Here is a 17,334-nt window from a genome sequence, read left to right on the forward strand (position 1 = left end):
GCGAACCGCGGCTTCCGGAGGAGGCCTGTCCGTCGTTGTGCTCAAAGCGCCAGCATCAGCGGAAACTTGCGCACGAGATCGAGGTCGACATAGCCAGAGCTATTGATCCACTCGTGCGGACAGAAGGCGAGGGAGGCGGCATCGATCTCCATGCCGTCACGTCTGATCGCGTCGCGTGTGCCCAGGCGCCCCTCGCTTTCATTCTCTCCGCTGGCCGGATCGAAACGCATAGCCTCAAACACGGCTGTGTCGTTTGTCATCAGAAATCTCCGAAGGTGCTGAAATCGACGATGTGCAATGAGGGGGAGATTACCGCTCGCGCTCGGGACGGCAAGCAACATCGTTGCTGCAGTCGCTAACCGTGGCGGCGTTATTGCGGGTGGGCTGAGGAGGGCACCGCCGGGGCTGGCTGCTGGCGGGCACTCAACCCCAAGTGCTTTGCCGCGTATGGCCCGCAGCTATTTTGGACTGGCTGGATCAATAAGCAGTGTGCGCGATGGCCCGCCGCCGCGCAACGCCGGTGGTCTCTCGGCTCCGCGCTGCGGACAGGTGCGGCCCCCGTGGCGGGGGGCAGATTTGCCAATGTCCCAACGGCTGTCACTGCTGGCGGATAATGTCGAACGTAAATCTGGCGTGCATCACGGAGCCAAGCGCGTCCCGGACTTCGATCGACATTCGATGGCTTTGAGTCCGCGCGGCGTCCCCATGAAGGCCCTGCTAATGCGCGAGCAGCCTCTTCCTGCACGGCGGCGCAAACAAAAAGACCGCCCCGAAGGCGGTGTTTTTGTAGCCGTTGTGAGGGTGGAAGATCAGGCTGCGTTGAGCGCACTCTGGGCGTCTGGTTTCGTTCGCCCTTTCCGCAAGGCGCGTTGTTCACTTCGTGTTCTCACGGCATAAGCTGGCGCTGGCCTGTTTCCGACCTCAGTGGCTTAGTTCGATTTGAGAGCTGATTTGACAATTACCACCTTTCCACGAAACTCAGGAATGAACAGTCAGGGATGACCGATGGAGATATTCAGAGCTGAGAAAATTGCGGAGACTGAAACCAATTCAAGCCGGGATTGCCGCGTTTGCGGCGCAACGCTAAAGCTGATCGGAGTCGTGCACTTCCCAGACAGGCAAGCGGTCATTAGAGCGTTCGAATGCGATTGCGGTGAGCGTGTTTGGGACGAGTAAGGGCCGCCTCAGTTGGCGTTAGTGAAGTCTTCCTTTTGCCAAGGAAGCCCCCTCCGTGCCGACCGGTTGAAACGCTTGCGACCCGACTTGCCCAAGAGGCTCGCGGCTTCGCGGCCGGCCATCGGGCATGGGACCGTTGGTGCCCTTACCGGCATGCCGGCCGACTTTATCATCAATTTGAGCCGGCGACTACTCGGTTGACGGGGCAGTTACTCGCTTAAGGTCTATCGATACCCCATCGCCGCCAGCGGCGGCTTGTCCCAATCGAAGTTCGGCCGGACCTCGGCGCCGCGCTGGCCGCAGGCGGTACAGACCAAGCGCGGCTCGACATCAGACAGCCGCACCTCATCAGGCCAGCGATCTGCGCTCAAGGCAATGGTGTGGCCGCACCGTAGGTTCTGAGCAATGGCGGATCGATCGACGGGAGACCCATGGACGAATAATGAGGTGCTAATTCACTGCGAAGCCAGGATAGATCGAGAGCTGCGTCGATCTTCCGCAGCAAATGATCTTCAGGAACCGCGTCACCAAGATGAAACTCGTAGAACAGTTGACCTTGGTCACTCTTCACACGGCCCATCATGGATCGACCTCGCCGAGATTCGCGTCAACACAACGGAATCTCCGTTCGCGGCTCGTCTCAACCGACTTTTGCAACAAAATCAGCCCTGAGCCGACTCCAGCATCATGAGCGCTCGTCGCTGGCGACTTTGACGCGGGCTGGCTTAACCTTGAGAAGTGAGGTTAATCCGAACATCGGCTTGAAGCCGACGACGTTGACGGTATTCATTGTAGCGCCGGACGGGGCTGGTCTTTCCCCATGTCGAAACCCCAAGACCACGATTTCAATCGTCCGGTACGGGCCGCCAGCGATACGCCCCCAAGCCTGGCGGCCCACCACCTTACCTGAGACGATGCGCGGATGCCGTTCGAAAATCTCTCAGACCACTTCATCATCCAAATGTATGAAGCCATCCGCGGCGAGGTTCTCGCGGACACGACATCTGGCGGCCGCCTACTTGGCGAACCCGCCCGGGAGCGCGCCGAAGAGCTGCGCAAGGAGATCGAGCGCCGCGACTTGTTCTGCGCGCCGATCGACTGGCCAGGGGAAAAACACGGCGCTTGTTAACCAGTTCACAGAGCAATCGGCAGCCCTCGGGCATGGTCGCGCGCATTCGGAGCCGTGAATATGAAGCCGTCCTCGCCCACCCTCACCTTGACTCAACTCAAAGCCATCAGAGAAATCGAACAGCGGCTGGTCGAGCTAGAGCGTAGACGCCAGAAAATCGAACGCGAAATGCGCGACGACGCGGAGACTGAGCCGACTGCGCGAAGGTGCCGGCGCCAAGCGGGCCAATTCTCGCTGGTGAAGTCACAATTTCAGGGCCGCCCCAACAGATTATTCTGAGTTCCGCTTGTTAGCGTTGAAATTTTGTGCTTAATTTTAATCGTTAATTAATTAAATGATAATTCGAAGGGCTGGAAATGAAAAGACTCCTTCTTGGAGCGGCCTTGGCGCTGCTCGGGTCGATCAGCGCAGCTAATGCTGCCACAGTAGTTTGGACCAATTGGACTTCTGGTACGACTAGCCCAACCGCTGGGTCAGCTACGGGCACGATGGGTAGCGTGACCGTGACTTACTCCGGTGAGAACGACTGCCTCAACTGCTATGTATCGAACTGGTCGCCGGCCTCGACATGGCAGGGTGGTCCGGTGAGTAACGCGCCTCCCGGCAATAGCAGTATTCAACTTCAAGGTGGCGGCAATCCGACCGTCCTCGATACGATTACTTTCTCCACGGCAGTTCTCAATCCTGTTTTGGCGATCGTGAGCCTCGGGCAAAACGGCATCGATGCTTCGTTCCATTTTGACCCCACGCTCACGTTCACCCTTGCAGGCGGCGGTCCGTCGTCCGCGTGGGGCGGCACCTCCCTTTCTTCAAGCGGCAACGTGGTCTCTGGGATTGAAGGCAACGGTCTTGTGCTTTTCAGTGGATTGATCACTTCGATTTCGTGGACCAATCCGACCTTCGAGAATTACTACGCAATCACTGTTGGTCAGGTCGGCGCCGTGCCTGAACCGTCGACCTGGGCAATGATGATCCTCGGCTTCGCTGGCGTCGGCTTCATGGCCTATCGCCGTCGCAACCAAGCGTCCGCGCTCACCGCGGCCTGATAGCCAGCCCCATCAGTACGCAGAAAGGCCGCCTTCGGGCGGTCTTTTTGTTTGCGCCGCAGATTGACTCAACCATTACGAGAAGCTGAGAATAACCCTTTCAGTTGGGGTATTGAGTATGCGTTTTATTGCCGCGCTCTTCTTGCTCGCCCTATCGGCCGCTTCTTCAAATGCGGACACCGTAACGAACTCAGGGCACCGATTTATACCCACGTTCAACATCCCGACCGTATCCGGCCTTTTGATTCTCGGTTGTCCGCACCCACGATGCGCAGTGGCTCGTCCGCGTTCAGAGCCACTAAGAATCGATAATTTGGCTCTCGTCCGCGCCGCGTTTCAATGGCCGCATGACCGAAGCAGAGAACCGAGCGGTCGAAGAAACCAGAAAGTTGAATGCCGAGGTCCGCGGCGCACTTAGCCGTTGGGGTGCCAATGGGGCCAGGGGGGCGCGGTCTCAGCAGCCCCGATGCTTCGCCAGGCATGCGCGGGTTCGGCGGCGCCGGCAGTTAGCCTTACTGATGGCTGTCGCTCAACCCTCTCTGATGGCAGCGAACAATAGACTGAAGCAAACAGACACAACTGACATCGAGCTGTAACAAAACCTCGGCATTACTCCCCTTGCGAATCTGTTAATTTCCGGGGGTGAATTATGCATCGTGTTGTTTCTTCGGGCATTTTGCTTGTGCTGATTCCGCTCGATGTCGCCCACCTTTCCGGAATGATCTCGCCCACCGTTCCGATTTGATGTCGCCCACCATTCCGAGATGATCTCGCCCACCATTCCGGGATGATGTCGCCCGGGGTGACGAGGCCTCTTCTGGCTCCGATACGGTCCCGCCTTTCGGCTTTGCGAAGGGGGACCTGGATGCCGACGGAGAGGCTTGCGATGCGCCACGTGCGCGAAGTGATCAGATTGAAGTCGGCTGGGATGCCGACCCGCGAGATTGCGCGGCGGTTGGGGACGGCGCCTTCGACGGTGCGGTTGACGATCCGCCGGTTCGAGGCGGCGGGGCTGACCTGGCCGTTGCCAGACGACGTCACCGACACGGTGCTGGAGGCCCGGCTGTTCGCCAGCGCCGGAGCCGGTCCGGGCACCCGGCGGGGCCATCGGCGGCAGGCCGAGCCGGACTGGGCGGCGGTGCATCGCGAGCTCAAGCGCAAGCACGTGACGCTGTCGATTGTGTGGGAGGAGTACATCGCGGGCGAACCCGGCGGGTATCGCTATTCGCGGTTCTGCGAGCTCTACCGGGCCTGGGAAGGCCGGCTGTCGGTGACGATGCGCCAGTCGCATGCGGCCGGCGACAAGCTGTTCGTCGACTATGCCGGCGACGGCGTGCCGGTGGTGATCGACCGGTTCACCGGCGAACGGCGCACCGCGCAGATCTTCGTCGCAGTGCTCGGCGCATCGAGCTTCACCTACGCGCAGGCGACCTGGACGCAGGGCCTCGCCGACTGGATCAGCGGGCACGTCGGCGCCTTCGAGGCGATCGGCGGCGTGCCGGCACTGCTGGTGCCGGACAACACCAAGGTCGCGGTGATCAAGGCCTGCCTCTACGATCCGCAGATCAACCGCAGCTACGCCGATATGGCGGCGCATTACGGCACCGCCATTCTGCCGGCGAGGCCGCGACGGCCACGGGACAAGGCCAAGGTCGAGCAGGCGGTCCTCATGGTCGAGCGCTGGCTGCTCGGACGGCTGCGCCACCGGATCTTCCACAGCCTCGCCGAGGTCAACGCGGCGATCGCCGAGTTAATGACCCGGCTCAACGAGGAGCGGCCGATCCGGCGGCTCGGCGTCACTCGCCGCAAGCTGCTGGAGGAGATCGACCGGCCGGCACTCCAGGCCTTGCCGGAGAGCCCTTACGTGTTCGCTGAGTGGCGGATCTGCCGGGTCAGCATCGATTATCACGTCGAGATCGAGGCGCATTATTACAGCGTTCCGCATCGCTTCGTCCGCGCCGAGGTCGAGGTGCGCTTCACGGCCCGCACCGTCGAGATATTCCACAAGGGTGAGCGGATCGCCGCGCATCAGCGCATGAGCGGCAACCACAAGCACACGACCGTGCCGGAGCACATGGCATCCAGTCATCGGCGCTACGCCGGCTGGACCATCGAGCGCATCCGCAAGGACGCAGCCTCGATCGGGCCGGCGACCGCGGCGCTGTGCGACCTGATCCTCGACGAGCGCGCGCATCCGGAACAGGGCTTCCGCGCCTGTCTCGGCATCATCCGGCTCGCCCGATCCTACGGGCACGAGCGGCTCGATGCCGCCGCCATGCGGGCGATCGATATCGGCGCGCGCACCTACGGCTCGGTCAAATCGATCCTCGCCAACAATCTCGATCGGCGTCCTTCACCCAAGCGCTCCGCGGACGACGCGCCGATCCTTCATCCCAACATCCGCGGGCCGCGCTACTACAATTAGGAGATCTCATCTTGCTTACCCATCCGACCCTCGATCAGCTCCACGCGCTCGGCCTTCACGGCATGGCCAAGGCCTTCGCCGACATCGAAGCCGGCGGCGACGCCGCAAGCCTCGGCCACGCCGAATGGCTCGCGCTCCTGCTCGAACGCGAAGCGTCATTGCGACGCGACAAGCGGCTGTCGAAGCGGCTGCAATACGCCAAGCTGCGCCAGGAGGCCTGCGTCGAAGACATCGACTACCGCACTCCACGCGGCCTCGACCGCAGCCTGCTGACGATGCTGGTCGAAGGCCGCTGGATCGATGACCACGCCAACCTGCTGATCTGCGGGCCCTCCGGCGTCGGCAAAAGCTGGCTCGCCTCAGCGCTCGGCAACAAGGCCTGCCGCGACAATCGCTCCGTGCTCTATCAGCGCGTCCCGCGACTGTTCAGCGATCTGGCCTTGGCGCGCGGTGACGGCCGCCACCCCCGCCTGCTGCGCGCGCTCGGCCGCGTCGATCTCCTCATCCTCGACGACTGGGGCCTCGAGCCGCTCGACGCCGCGGCCCGCCACGACCTCCTGGAGATCCTCGAGGACCGCTACGGCCACCGCTCCACCATCGTCACCAGCCAGCTTCCCGTCGATCAATGGCACGCGCTGATCGGCGACCCCACCTACGCCGACGCCGTTCTCGACCGCCTGGTCCATAACGCCCACCGGATCGATCTCAATGGCGAGAGCCTGCGGCGAACCCGTAAGCCCGGCCGAAAGGCCTGAGCCCGTGGCCCTGTGGACATGCCGCTGCGCTTGGACAACGCGAAGGGCGTTGCCCACATGCCCACAGCAGGAGCAGCAAAAAACAAGTCCTTCGAGCCGCGATTCAAGATTGACCACGCGGCTTCGCCGATGCCAGAAACCAGACAGCCAGAACGCCTCGCGCCCCGGGCGACATCAAATCGGAATGGTGGGCGAGATCATCTCGGAATCCTGGGCGAGATCAAATCGGTACACCCGGGCGAGATCATCGGAATCCGCATGCTTGCATCGGCCGCAGTGTTTTCGCCAGCAAAAGCGGATGTAGTGCTTCTTGCGAGCGGCTCTTTGAGTCAAACTTCGGACTTTTCAGGGCTTTCTGGGACGCTCGAAAATGGCCTTCCTGCCAACATCCTTGGCGGAATTGGTTCGGGCATTGCCTACGCGGGCGGCAATACGTTCTACGCTCTGCCTGATCGCGGTCCGAACGCGACGCCCTACAACTCAAATGTAGATGACACCGTTTCGTACATCAGCCGATATCAAACGGTGAGCATGAATTTGACGGCAACTCCCGGCGGAGCCCTTCCGTTTTCACTCACGCCGACCCCGACCAAGACAACGTTGCTTTCGAGCTCGACGCCGCTCATCTACGGGACCGGCGCCGGCCTCGGCAATAAGATTGATGGCTCTCCGCTTGGATCGGGTGCGCCGGCGCAGAACACCGATAGCACTTATTATTTCACCGGGCGCTCGGACAACTATGGCGCCGGAAAGTCTGGAAATCCCAACAATGCGCGGTTTGATCCCGAGTCCATTCGTGTGTCTCCGGATGGAAAGAGTGTATACGTCTCCGATGAGTACGGCCCCTACGTTCGGCAGTTCGACAACGCCACCGGCAAATTGGTGCAGACTTTTACGCTGCCGACCAATCTCAACGTCGCAAACCTGTCGCCGGTTGGGAACACAGAGATCGGCGGCAACACCTCAGGACGCACGGCGAACAAGGGCATGGAAGGTTTGGCGCTGACGCCAGATGGAAAGACCTTGGTTGGCATCATGCAAGCCCCGCTGATCCAAGATGCTACGGGAGCTTCCAAGAACACCGTTCGCATCGTTACGATCGACGTCGCTACTCATCAGACACATGAGTACGCTTATAATCTGACGACCGGTAGCGGCGTCAGCGAGATCGTGGCGTTGAACGATCACCAGTTTCTTGTCGACGAGCGGGACGGCAAAGGCCTGGGTGATGGAAGTGCGGCCAAGGTGAAGCAACTCTTCATTATCGACATAAAGGGCGCCACGGACGTTTCGAACCTAAATGGTTCGGCACTGGCTGCTGCTGCCGTGACGAAGTCAGGTCCGTTTTTGGACATCGTTTCCGCACTTGGCGCTCATGGCGTCCCGAACACGCAGGTGCCATCAAAAATTGAAGGCCTTGCGTTCGGTCAAGACGTGGTCGTCAACGGCCAGACCGAACACACCCTATGGGTCGCCAACGACAACGATTTCGTTCCGGCAACATCCGGCCCGAACAATTTCTATGTGTTTGGCTTTACCGACGCTGATCTCGCCAAGTTTGGCGCGGCGTTCGTGGCCGAGAAAATTGCCGCCGTTCCCGAAGCATCGACGTGGGCGATGATGCTGGTCGGCTTCTTTGGTATTGGGTTTGTGGCATTGCGCCGCCGCAAGCAGGCGCTCATTGCCGCTTAATCCTTACCTTCAGCAAAGAGGACAGAGACCGCCTTCGGGCGGTCTTTTCTGTTTGGTGCGCCCAGCATGGACGCACTCTTTGGGGCAAGTCCCATCGTGAGTTGATCACAACGAGCGAAGTGAAGCGCAACTGCATGAGGGTGACCGAGTGTGGGGAGGAGGCGTGGAGCGAAGCTGCGGGTCGATGAACAAGAACCGGATAAAAGGCGTTGCCGACCAGGGCGAGCGGGCCAGAAACCGCGAAGCTCTCGTGATCAAGGGGACGCGGCGTAGATCCGGCGGTCGTGCAGTGAAGGAGTGCGTTCTTACCTGGGGAGATCTCGCCTTGCGCCCGAAGGGGCGACGGTGTCGAGCCGGAGCGAGAAGTCAGCCGAGGCCGTAGTAGTCGGGGGGAAGGCAGCGAAGCCATCCCGCAGGCGAAGGGCCGAACGAGAGGGAGCATTCGAGGCCATGCCGATGTGGCGAGCATCGCATCAGATGCCTGCGCAAGCAGGGCGGTCCGGGGCAGGACGCGGTGAATCCGCGTCTGGCCCGGGCAGCGATGAAGCTCGTCGCCCGCGACGTGAACCGGAGAGCACAGGGTCAGCGCTGCTTTGGCGGCGCTGACGAGAGAGAACCTGCAACGGGCGTGGAAGCGGGTGCGGGCCAACAAAGGCGTAGCCGGTGTGGACGGTCTGGATATTGACCAGACCGCCGCGCATCTGCGTACGGCGTGGCCGGCGATCCGTGAGCAACTGTTGTCGGGGACGTACCGGCCCAGTCCGGTGCGACGGGTAGCGATTCCCAAGCCGGAGGGCGGCGAGCGCGAGCTCGGCATTCCCACGGTGACAGATCGTTTGATCCAGCAGGCGCTGCTGCAAGTGCTGCAGCCCATTCTTGATCCGACCTTCAGCGAGCACAGCTACGGCTTCCGGCCGGGCCGAAGCGCGCATGACGCCGTCCTTGCGGCGCAGTCATATGTGCAGTCGGGCCGCCGGATCGTGGTGGACGTGGACCTGGAAAAGTTCTTTGACCTTTGACCGGGTCGATCACGACATTCTCATCGACCGCCTTCAGAAACGGATCGGAGACGCCGGGGTCATCCGGCTGATCCGGGCGTATCTGAACAGCGGGATCATGGACGATGGCGTGGTCCAGAAGCGCACGATGGGGACGCCGCAAGGCGGGCCGCTATCGCCGCTGCTGGCCAACGTCCTGCTCGATGAAGTGGACAGGGCGCTGGAACGCCGGGGCCATTGCTTCGTGCGCTACGCCGACGATGCGAACGTTTACATGCGCAGCCGCCGGGCGGGTGAACGGGTGATGGCGCTGCTTCGGCGGCTCTACGGCAAGCTGCGCTTGACGGTCAACGAGACCAAAAGCGCGGTGACCGGCGTGTTTGGTCGCAAATTCCTGGGCTACGGCTTTTGGGTGGCCCCGGGTGGCGTGATCAAACGCAAGGTACCTGCCGCTCAGGTGGGCGCAGTATGCAAGATGTGGTGGAGCGCCTGCGGCCCTATGTTCGGGGATGGAAGGCATACTTCCGACTGGCGCAAACGCCGAAGGTCTGGCGAGAGCTCGACCAGTGGCTGCGTCATCGGCTGCGCGCCATCCAGCTCAAGCAGTGGAAGCGCGGCACGACCATGCACAGGGAATTGCTGGCAATGGGAGCCAAGCCGGACGTGGCGCGACAGGTGGCGGCCAACAGCTGTCGCTGGTGGCAACAGCGGCATGCTCCAGCCGCGGCAACGGCAATCGTCAGTGTTCCTGGTTGGACTATTTCAGGCTCTCTCTCGATCAATACTTTTCTGGGACCACAACCCTTTCAACCCGTTACAAGTCCTGGGCAAACCTCGCTATCCGCCGGTACGTTCTTTGGGCCCGCTTCGGTTACGGTCGACATTGACCTTTCGCCAATTCCCTCCGTTTCGATGACCGGTATCGGCAAAGGTGAAGTTGGAATAGCATCATTGACGTATTACTTCGCTGTCATCGGCCCATCGGGATCCGTGCCGATAAGCATTAACGCGATGGGCTCCACGACTTCCGGCGTCGGAGAAGATGCCTTTCTTGTTCAAACCACAGTCAATCCCGCTTTCTCTCCTCTTCTTGTGGCTAGTCCGACTCAGGGAGACTGGACGATCAACGGGAAGTACAGCGTCGACGCGGACGTAGTCTACCGGGTACTTTTGCAAGTTGAGACCGAAGGCGACAGCCATTCTTTCATCGACCCAACATTCTTGATTGATCCCACATTCAGCAACACCTACTCGCTGCTATTCAGCGCTGACGTTGTCACTGGCGTTCCTGAGCAGTCTGCGTGGGCTATGATGATCCTTGGTTTCTTCGGCGTGGGCCTCGTTGCCTATCGCCGTCGCAACGAGGCCTCTGCGCTCACTGCGGCCTGATACCCCCCATTAGAGCAGCACGAAGACCGCCATCGGGGGTCTTTTCGCTTTCTTATTCTTCGCCACAAGCCCGGCGCACCCGAGACTGGTAGGGCTGTCGGACGTTCGGATTTAGTTGGCGTACCTCGGCGCAATCACTTTCGTAAACTGGATTCTCGCGAGTGCTATTGCCCTTATCCGCTGCACTGGGTGGTAACCCGACGCGCTTGTTAGGACGGCCGTCGACACGCAGGTCGACTGGTCCGTTGGGTCGACGGAGATCTACTTGGGCCAACGCAGGAGCAGAGGCCATCATCAGGCAGATTAAGCAAACGTTGAGGCGGCACATCTTGTCCTCCCGACGGTTATTCACAGGGATAGGTCGGCGTCAGTGGTTTCGTTCCTAACCGTAGCGGGGCGCTGCCGATTGCGATATTGATCAGGGCCGTACCGCTGTGCGTACCGAAAACCTCATCCGAGTATGATGCCGCGTTAGAATCGCCTAGGCTGGTGTGATGATCGGGATGTTCTGCTTCGCTCTAGCCGTCTTGGCCTCGCCATTCAGGTCGAAGATGCGACTTGAAGCCGAGAACGCGGTGCTTCAACATCGGGTGATTGTCTTGAGGCGCAGACCGCGTGGTCGCGTTCGGCTCACGAACCTTGATCGCTGGTTCTTTATTCAGCTTTATCGCTGGTTTCCGGCAATCCTGAGGGTTCTCACAATTATTCAGCTCGAGACTGTCCTGCGATGGCACAGGGTCGGATTTCGCTGTTATTGGCGTTGGAAGTCGCACCCGCGGGGAGGGCGACCACTCGAGACTGAGCTGCGCGTCTTGATCCGGCAGATGAGCATCGAAAACCCGCATTGGGGTGCGCCGCGCATCCACGGCGAACTGCTCAAGCTTGGGTTTGAGGTCGCGCAGTCGAGTGTCGCCAAATACATGGCCAAGCGGCGTGGGCCGCCAACCCAGGGATGGCGCACCTTTCTGCGTAATCATGCGCTAGATGTTGCCGCCATGGACTTGTTTGTTGTCCCGACGATCGGTTTCGACCTCCTCTATGCATTCGTCATCATTCGGATAGACCGCAGAGACCTCGTCTGGATCAACGTCACCGCACATCCGACCGCCGAATGGGTCGCGCGTCAAATAACGGAGGCATTCCCCTGGAACGAGGCTCCGCGCTACATGATCCGGGACCGGGATTGCATTTACGGCGCGGTCGTCGCGCGCCGACTGCACGCCATGGGCATCCGTGACAAGCCTATTACACCGGCCTCACTCTGGCAGAATTGCTTTGTCGAACGGCTGATCGGATCAATCCGACGTGAATGTGTGGACCACATCATTGTCCTGGGCGAGCCACATCTGCGCCGCGTTCTGAAATCTTACGCTCGCTATTACAACGACGTCAGAACGCATCGATCCTTGGATAAGGATGCGCCGGTCTCCCGCTCGGTTCAGCGAACCGGGAGCATCAAATCGCGTCCCATCCTAGGTGGACTACATCATCACTACGCCCGGATTTAGGCTTTCGGTACGCACAGGCTTCACCCGGCATTTCGTCGCTCTGTCGACCTATCTCGGCCATGCCGACATCCGGAACACCTATTGGTATCTCCAGGCGACGCCGGAGATGATGGCGGATATCGCCTCGGCGGCGGAAATGCTGGTTGGAGGGAGCGTCTTATGACGAAGCTCGCCCCTCTCATCACAGGCTTCCTGCGTGACTACATGCCCCGCCAGCGCGGCTACAGTCCGGAAAGCTGCGAGACCTATGCGTTCAGCTTCAAGCTGCTGTTTGACTTCGCCGCGAAACGGCTCGGCACGCGTCCGTCACGGCTGACGATCGAAGACCTGGACGCGCCACTGATCGTCGCCTTCCTGGCACACATCGAAAAGGAGCGCGGCAATGGCGCCGCTACGCGCAACCTGCGGCTCGCCGCCATCAAGAGTTCATGCGCTATGTGGAGCACCGGGTGCCCTCCGCCCTGGAGCAGATCGGTCGCGTCCATGCCATCCCGGTCAAGCGCCACGACCAGAAGCTCATCCGGCATCTGACGATGGAGGAGGTTCGCGCGATCCTCAACGCCCCCGATCTTGCGACACGATCCGGCGTGCGCGACCGGGCGACGATGCACCTCTGCTTCGCCGGGGCCTTGCGGGTCTCTGAGCTGGTCGGCGTTCTGACCGAAAACCTGTCGCTCCAGCACGGAGCGAGCGTGACGATCCGGGGCAAGGGCCGCAAGGAACGCTGCCTGCCGCGCTGGAAGGACACCGCGCGCGACCTTCGCGCCTGGTTGAGCGTCAGGGGAGCAGTCCGCGTGCCGGAGCTGTTCGTCAACGCACAGGATGAGCCGATGACCCGTGCGGGCTTCGAGTACGTGCTCGACAAGCACGTTCGTGCTGCGGCCGAGGCGTGCCCGTCCTTGCGCAGTCGTTCGATCTCTCCGCACCAGCTTCGGCATAGCTGCGCGGTGATCATGCTGCAGGCGACGCACGATATCCGGAAGGTGGCGCTGTGGCTTGGGCATGCCGATATCCGCACAACCGAGGTCTATCTGCGGATGGATCCCTCGGAAAAGCTTGAGGCAGTGGAAGCGGTCGTTCCGCCGGAGCTGCGCCGCGGTCGGTTCAGGGCGCCGGATGCCTTGATCGCCTCTTTGTTGGAGAACGCATCTACGTCCGACACGACGTGAGGTTTCATTAACATGCTACGGTGACACGCCTTCGGTCCGTTCGGTGCGGCTGCACGATTGTGCCGGCCACATCAGCAAGTTGAGCCTTCTCCCGTTTGATCTTGGAACCGGAGAAGGACGCTTTAGTTGCGCGTGAATCTGGTTGGTGCGGTGACACCGTCATTGGCCTTGGCGATACCTGTGAGCCGATGCTCTCCTGTGAAGCTGCTTGGGCCCACGTCCATACCGGCCTTTTGCTGGCGGATCACGCGCCACAATACGCTCGCTGCGCTCGCCGACCTTTTACCCGCAATGGCTCGTTCGCGATCTTCTTCCCCTGCCGCCAAGCGGCGGCATTCCTCGCGAGGCAACAAGATCGCTCAACCCGCCGTCCTCCGCTGACGCTGCGGGCCAAGGCTGCGGGGGCGGTCGTTGCGGCGCTCACCGATCGCCATCAAAGCCGCGATGGTCGCGGGCTTGGAAACAGCAACAGGAGATCACCATGGCACAGATTGGCACCTTCACCCGCGCCGAAGATGGCTCGTACACCGGCACCATCAAAACGCTCTTGCTCAACATCAAGGTACGCTTCCTTCCGACCGAACCTTCCGGCAACGAGAAGGCGCCGGACCTGCGCGTGACGGCCGGCAACGTTGAGATAGGTGCCGCGTGGCAGCGGACCTCGAAAGAGAACACCGTCTACCACTCGGTGAAGCTCGACGACCCGTCCTTCCCGGCGCCGATCTACGCCAACCTCGTCGCGGTCGATGACGGCTACGCGGTCGTCTGGTCGCGCTGATCCGACCGCTGCGGCGTCTCGCCTCTCGCGAGGCGCCGCGGCTCTCCTCAACGATATTATGCGGAGTGCCGCCATCCAGAACGCGCTGAAAAACCTGCGCTCAAATCACGCCACTCCGCATAACGCCACGCTCCGCATAATCGGTTTTATGTCGTGCACCACATAAGGCAGAGATCGGCGCAGCTTGGTCAAAGCGCTCCGAAGAGGGCCGCGATTACCTCTCGCTCAAGCTCGATGATCCCTCGTTCAACGCGCCGATCTACGCGAACCTGTTCGATGACGAAGGCGGCGAGGGCTATACCCTGCTCTGGTCGCGGCCCGCAAGAACGGCGAGTGACAACGCTCCCAAGCCCCGCCCGGTCCTCCGGGCGGGGCGTTTCGCGGCTGGCCTGAGGCGGCTTACGATTTGCTAGGCCGCGGAGCCCTCTTGAGCAGATCTCCCGGTTCGATCCCCAATGCTTCAGCAATTTGTCCGAGCACGGTGACGCTTGCTGATACATCGCCGCGCTCGATGGCGCCGACGTAACGGGCGCTTAAACCCGCGCGCTCGGCCAGCTCCTCCTGCGTCATTTGTAGATCGTGGCGTTTCCGACGCAGGTTCACAGCCATGATCTCTTTGAGATCCATGGCGATAAGGGAGCTGAGCCGGAACGATCGTTCTAGGAACGATCGTTCCTATTCGTATTCAAACATGCTATCGTCTGTGGCGGCGCTATGAGCGCGGCCGGGTCGCCGATTTTACCGAACGATTCGAAAGAATACCAGGATTCCAACAGGAAACGGAGGTCTGGATTGCGACCAAACCATGGCGTAGCTTCTTGGTGCTCTAAAACGGGTATGATGCAGAAACCATCCCTCGATCCAGACGTGGCGGACAGTGCGCCGAACGAGCCGGCGCTGACGGCCTATGACGAACAGCATGTCGTCACGTACATCCGCCTTCTGCAGGCGGAAGGCGAGGGGGCGGACTGGCGCGAAGTGGCTCGAGTGGTCTTGCATATGGACCCAGAGCGAGAGCCAGACCGTGCGCGGAGCGCATATGAGAGTCATCTTGCGCGCGCCAAATGGGTGACCGAGCAGGGGCGTCTCTTACGCGACGCCGGCTCAAAATAGAAGAAAATCGCCGACTGGCGGCTTGCAGGCAGAACGATTTTCTTCCGTTATCCGGTGGTCATTCCAGTGCACCAGGTGGTGCCAAACTAGGGGCTTCCTACAGGCTCGGCCATCGTGCACGACATCAAGGGTGAGAACTGGCAACTGACTGCGGGCTTTCGCTCGCGTCATGGCCGCGTTCTCTTGTTCGACCCAACCAATCCAAAGTCCTCAGCCTACAATCCGCTCCTCGAGGTCCGGTGCGGGGAGTGGGAGGTTCGCGATGTTCAGAACGTCGCCGACGTCCTGGTCGACCCCGAAGGCTCCCTCGACAAGCGGAACCATTGGGAGAAGACCAGTCATTCGCTGCTGGTCGGCGCCATCCTTCATGTCCTCTATGCCGAGTCGGACAAGACTTTGGCCGGCGTGGCCGCCTTTCTGTCCGACCCGAAGCGGCCGATTGAGACGACGCTCAAGGCGATGATGACCACGCCGCACCTTGGCGAGCAGGGCGCCCATCCCGTGGTCGCCTCGACCGCGCGCGAGCTCCTCAACAAATCGGAGAATGAACGTTCCGGCGTCCTGTCCACCGCGATGTCGTTCCTGGGACTTTACCGCGATCCCGTCGTGGCCCAGGTGACCCGACGTTGCGACTGGCGGATCGCGGATCTGATCGACGATGCCAGCCCGACGACGCTCTACCTCGTTGTGCCGCCATCCGACATCTCGCGGACCAAGCCCCTTATCCGCCTGGTGCTGAATCAGATCGGCCGGCGCCTGACCGAGGACTTGCACGCCCGCGACCGTCGGCATCGAGTCTTGATGATGCTCGACGAGTTCCCAGCTCTGGGGCGGCTTGATTTTTTCGAGTCCGCACTCGCCTTCATGGCGGGGTACGGCATCAAGAGCTTCTTGATCGCGCAATCGCTCAACCAGATCGAGAGGGCCTACGGGCCCAACAATGCCATTCTCGACAATTGTCACGTCCGCGTCAGCTTCGCGACCAACGACGAGCGGACGGCCAAACGCGTATCCGACGCGCTTGGTACGGCGACCGAAATGCGGGCGATGAAGAACTATGCCGGGCACAGGTTGAACCCTTGGCTGGGGCACCTGATGGTCTCGCGCCAGGAGACGGCAAGGCCGCTGTTGACGCCGGGGGAGGTCATGCAGCTTCCGCCGATGGACGAGATCGTGATGGTGGCGGGTACGCCCCCGATCCGGGCAAGGAAGGTTCGCTATTACGAGGACCGGCGGTTCACCGAACGAATCTCGCAGCCGCCTGATCCAGCGGCATCCGGTCGATCATCGCGAACGGACGGATGGTCAACGCTTGGAGCGCTGAAGCCGGCGCCACTTCCAGCCGACGGGGGGCAGGGAGAGGAAGATAGGGCGAACAGTGGCCTCCGTCGCGAGCCCGAAGTGCCTGATCACGTTGCGATCGTCAAGGAGACGACGGAGCCGACACCGGCGGAGGAATTTTCCGTCGTCCTTGACGAAGATGAGGACGCAGTTCGCCAGTCTCGACTTATGCGTCAGCAGATGCGCGGCGTCGCGCGACAGGTCGCCATGGACCCCAATGACGGTATGGAGCTCTGAGGCGATATGCGCGACCGGATGAACGTGTATTTCCCGCCAGAGCTTCTGAAACAGATCTCGGACCTTGCCGATCGTAAGAGGCTGTCCCGGTCCGCGATCGTGGAAGCGGCAGTCATCTCATTTTTGTCCCCAGATGGAGCGGACCGACAGGAGGCGGCGTTTACCCGGCGCCTCGACCGGCTGTCGCGTCAGATGCAGAGGCTAGAGCGTGATGTCGGCTTGACGGCCGAGACCCTGGCCCTCTTCACTAGGTTCTGGCTGACGATCACGCCACCGTTGCCCAACGACGCACAGGCTGCGGCGCAACTCAAGGGTCGGGAGCGCTTTGAAGGATTTGTCGAAGCGCTTGGGCGCCGTTTGCAAAAGGGGCAAAGCTTTCTGCGCGAAATCCCCGAAGATACTGAATATCAGGGGCAGGGCCAGGCAACGAAGGGGACAAGCTAAACCGGCCAGCATCGCGCTAGTGAGGAATTCGAGAATTTCTTTGTTCCCCTCTGCTCCTCAGAGCCAATGTCGAAATCTAGACAAAGGATGTCGGCTAGCCACAACGGTTGAAGTTGGGTTACCACTCGCGACCT

15 protein-coding genes and 7 pseudogenes are annotated in these 17,334 nt (G+C 61.0%); 19 read left to right on the plus strand and 3 right to left on the minus strand.

Annotation, left to right across the window (positions count from 1 at the left end):
* Positions 1-41 precede the first annotated feature (41 nt).
* Positions 42-260 carry a hypothetical protein gene (locus V1280_RS43730; RefSeq protein WP_334537203.1) on the minus strand — a complete coding sequence of 73 codons (219 nt, stop codon included), beginning with the start codon at positions 258-260 and terminating at the stop codon, positions 42-44.
* Positions 261-582: 322 nt separating this feature from the next.
* Here V1280_RS43730 and V1280_RS43735 point away from each other — a divergent pair, with 322 nt between their 5' ends.
* A complete protein-coding gene (locus tag V1280_RS43735) occupies positions 583-897 on the plus strand; it encodes a hypothetical protein (RefSeq protein WP_334537205.1) in 315 nt (104 codons plus the stop codon).
* Positions 898-1,576: 679 nt separating this feature from the next.
* Here the strand turns inward: V1280_RS43735 and V1280_RS43740 are convergent.
* A pseudogene (locus V1280_RS43740) lies at positions 1,577-1,756 on the minus strand (IS5/IS1182 family transposase); the annotation flags it as partial.
* Positions 1,757-2,098: 342 nt separating this feature from the next.
* Here V1280_RS43740 and V1280_RS43745 point away from each other — a divergent pair.
* From V1280_RS43745 to V1280_RS43810, 15 genes and pseudogenes are all read left to right on the plus strand, one after another.
* Complete coding sequence (locus V1280_RS43745; protein ID WP_334537209.1) at positions 2,099-2,305, plus strand: hypothetical protein; 207 nt, start codon at positions 2,099-2,101, stop codon at positions 2,303-2,305.
* A gap of 932 nt (positions 2,306-3,237) precedes the next feature.
* Positions 3,238-3,351: pseudogene (locus V1280_RS47030) on the plus strand (PEPxxWA-CTERM sorting domain-containing protein); the annotation flags it as partial.
* 886 nt (positions 3,352-4,237) lie between these two features.
* Positions 4,238-5,776, plus strand: coding sequence for an IS21 family transposase (istA, locus tag V1280_RS43755; protein WP_334538124.1), 1,539 nt, complete (start codon positions 4,238-4,240; stop codon positions 5,774-5,776).
* 11 nt (positions 5,777-5,787) lie between these two features.
* Positions 5,788-6,531: an IS21-like element helper ATPase IstB gene (istB, locus tag V1280_RS43760; RefSeq protein WP_334518610.1), complete on the plus strand. Its 744-nt coding sequence runs from the start codon at positions 5,788-5,790 to the stop codon at positions 6,529-6,531.
* Positions 6,532-6,789: 258 nt separating this feature from the next.
* Positions 6,790-8,010, plus strand: a pseudogene (locus V1280_RS43765) (esterase-like activity of phytase family protein); the annotation flags it as partial.
* A gap of 108 nt (positions 8,011-8,118) precedes the next feature.
* Positions 8,119-8,223 (plus strand): annotated as a pseudogene (locus tag V1280_RS47035) (PEP-CTERM sorting domain-containing protein); the annotation flags it as partial.
* 593 nt (positions 8,224-8,816) lie between these two features.
* Positions 8,817-9,242 (plus strand): reverse transcriptase domain-containing protein, encoded by a 426-nt coding sequence (locus V1280_RS43770; RefSeq protein WP_334537214.1) that lies wholly within the window; start codon positions 8,817-8,819, stop codon positions 9,240-9,242.
* Positions 9,181-9,567 (plus strand): annotated as a pseudogene (locus V1280_RS43775) (reverse transcriptase domain-containing protein); the annotation flags it as partial. The gene V1280_RS43770 and the pseudogene V1280_RS43775, both read left to right, overlap by 62 nt.
* Positions 9,568-9,689: 122 nt before the next feature.
* Positions 9,690-10,610 (plus strand): group II intron maturase-specific domain-containing protein, encoded by a 921-nt coding sequence (locus V1280_RS43780; RefSeq protein WP_334537216.1) that lies wholly within the window; start codon positions 9,690-9,692, stop codon positions 10,608-10,610.
* 824 nt (positions 10,611-11,434) lie between these two features.
* The gene (locus V1280_RS43785) at positions 11,435-12,118 is read left to right on the plus strand and encodes an integrase core domain-containing protein (protein ID WP_334537218.1); all 684 of its coding nucleotides are present in this window, start codon (positions 11,435-11,437) and stop codon (positions 12,116-12,118) included.
* Positions 12,087-12,281 carry a hypothetical protein gene (locus tag V1280_RS43790; protein WP_442895203.1) on the plus strand — a complete coding sequence of 65 codons (195 nt, stop codon included), beginning with the start codon at positions 12,087-12,089 and terminating at the stop codon, positions 12,279-12,281. The genes V1280_RS43785 and V1280_RS43790 overlap by 32 nt, the downstream gene beginning before the upstream one ends.
* Positions 12,278-12,649 (plus strand): site-specific integrase, encoded by a 372-nt coding sequence (locus V1280_RS43795; protein WP_334537219.1) that lies wholly within the window; start codon positions 12,278-12,280, stop codon positions 12,647-12,649. The genes V1280_RS43790 and V1280_RS43795 overlap by 4 nt, the downstream gene beginning before the upstream one ends.
* Positions 12,547-13,287: a tyrosine-type recombinase/integrase gene (locus tag V1280_RS43800; RefSeq protein WP_334537221.1), complete on the plus strand. Its 741-nt coding sequence runs from the start codon at positions 12,547-12,549 to the stop codon at positions 13,285-13,287. The genes V1280_RS43795 and V1280_RS43800 overlap by 103 nt, the downstream gene beginning before the upstream one ends.
* 481 nt (positions 13,288-13,768) lie before the next feature.
* Positions 13,769-14,065, plus strand: coding sequence for a DUF736 domain-containing protein (locus V1280_RS43805; RefSeq protein WP_334537222.1), 297 nt, complete (start codon positions 13,769-13,771; stop codon positions 14,063-14,065).
* 164 nt (positions 14,066-14,229) lie between these two features.
* A pseudogene (locus V1280_RS43810) lies at positions 14,230-14,391 on the plus strand (DUF736 domain-containing protein); the annotation flags it as partial.
* A 73-nt stretch (positions 14,392-14,464) separates the two neighbouring features.
* On the opposite strand, the gene V1280_RS43815 reads toward V1280_RS43810, so the two are convergent.
* A complete protein-coding gene (locus tag V1280_RS43815; protein WP_334537224.1) occupies positions 14,465-14,692 on the minus strand; it encodes a helix-turn-helix domain-containing protein in 228 nt (75 codons plus the stop codon).
* A 213-nt stretch (positions 14,693-14,905) separates the two neighbouring features.
* On the opposite strand from V1280_RS43815, the gene V1280_RS43820 reads away from it, so the two are divergent.
* From V1280_RS43820 to V1280_RS43830, 3 genes and pseudogenes are all read left to right on the plus strand, one after another.
* The gene (locus tag V1280_RS43820) at positions 14,906-15,178 is read left to right on the plus strand and encodes a DUF2285 domain-containing protein (protein WP_334538584.1); all 273 of its coding nucleotides are present in this window, start codon (positions 14,906-14,908) and stop codon (positions 15,176-15,178) included.
* A gap of 102 nt (positions 15,179-15,280) precedes the next feature.
* A pseudogene (gene traG, locus V1280_RS43825) lies at positions 15,281-16,756 on the plus strand (IncP-type conjugal transfer protein TraG); the annotation flags it as partial.
* 6 nt (positions 16,757-16,762) lie between these two features.
* The gene (locus V1280_RS43830) at positions 16,763-17,200 is read left to right on the plus strand and encodes a CopG family transcriptional regulator (RefSeq protein ID WP_334537226.1); all 438 of its coding nucleotides are present in this window, start codon (positions 16,763-16,765) and stop codon (positions 17,198-17,200) included.
* The last annotated feature ends 134 nt before the right edge of the window (positions 17,201-17,334 follow it).

Source organism: Bradyrhizobium sp. AZCC 2230 (assembly GCF_036924495.1).
GTDB lineage: Bacteria > Pseudomonadota > Alphaproteobacteria > Rhizobiales > Xanthobacteraceae > Bradyrhizobium > Bradyrhizobium rifense.

Coding starts and splice junctions, on each gene's coding strand:
- V1280_RS43805 (WP_334537222.1), top strand. CDS start 13,769: ATGGCACAGATTGGCACCTTCACCCGCGCCGAAGATGGCTCGTACACC.
- V1280_RS43815 (WP_334537224.1), bottom strand. CDS start 14,692: ATGGATCTCAAAGAGATCATGGCTGTGAACCTGCGTCGGAAACGCCAC.
- V1280_RS43795 (WP_334537219.1), top strand. CDS start 12,278: ATGACGAAGCTCGCCCCTCTCATCACAGGCTTCCTGCGTGACTACATG.
- V1280_RS43735 (WP_334537205.1), top strand. CDS start 583: ATGTCCCAACGGCTGTCACTGCTGGCGGATAATGTCGAACGTAAATCT.
- V1280_RS43730 (WP_334537203.1), bottom strand. CDS start 260: ATGACAAACGACACAGCCGTGTTTGAGGCTATGCGTTTCGATCCGGCC.
- V1280_RS43780 (WP_334537216.1), top strand. CDS start 9,690: ATGCAAGATGTGGTGGAGCGCCTGCGGCCCTATGTTCGGGGATGGAAG.
- V1280_RS43785 (WP_334537218.1), top strand. CDS start 11,435: ATGAGCATCGAAAACCCGCATTGGGGTGCGCCGCGCATCCACGGCGAA.
- V1280_RS43830 (WP_334537226.1), top strand. CDS start 16,763: ATGCGCGACCGGATGAACGTGTATTTCCCGCCAGAGCTTCTGAAACAG.
- V1280_RS43745 (WP_334537209.1), top strand. CDS start 2,099: ATGCCGTTCGAAAATCTCTCAGACCACTTCATCATCCAAATGTATGAA.
- V1280_RS43820 (WP_334538584.1), top strand. CDS start 14,906: ATGCAGAAACCATCCCTCGATCCAGACGTGGCGGACAGTGCGCCGAAC.
- V1280_RS43800 (WP_334537221.1), top strand. CDS start 12,547: ATGCGCTATGTGGAGCACCGGGTGCCCTCCGCCCTGGAGCAGATCGGT.
- istA (WP_334538124.1), top strand. CDS start 4,238: ATGCGCCACGTGCGCGAAGTGATCAGATTGAAGTCGGCTGGGATGCCG.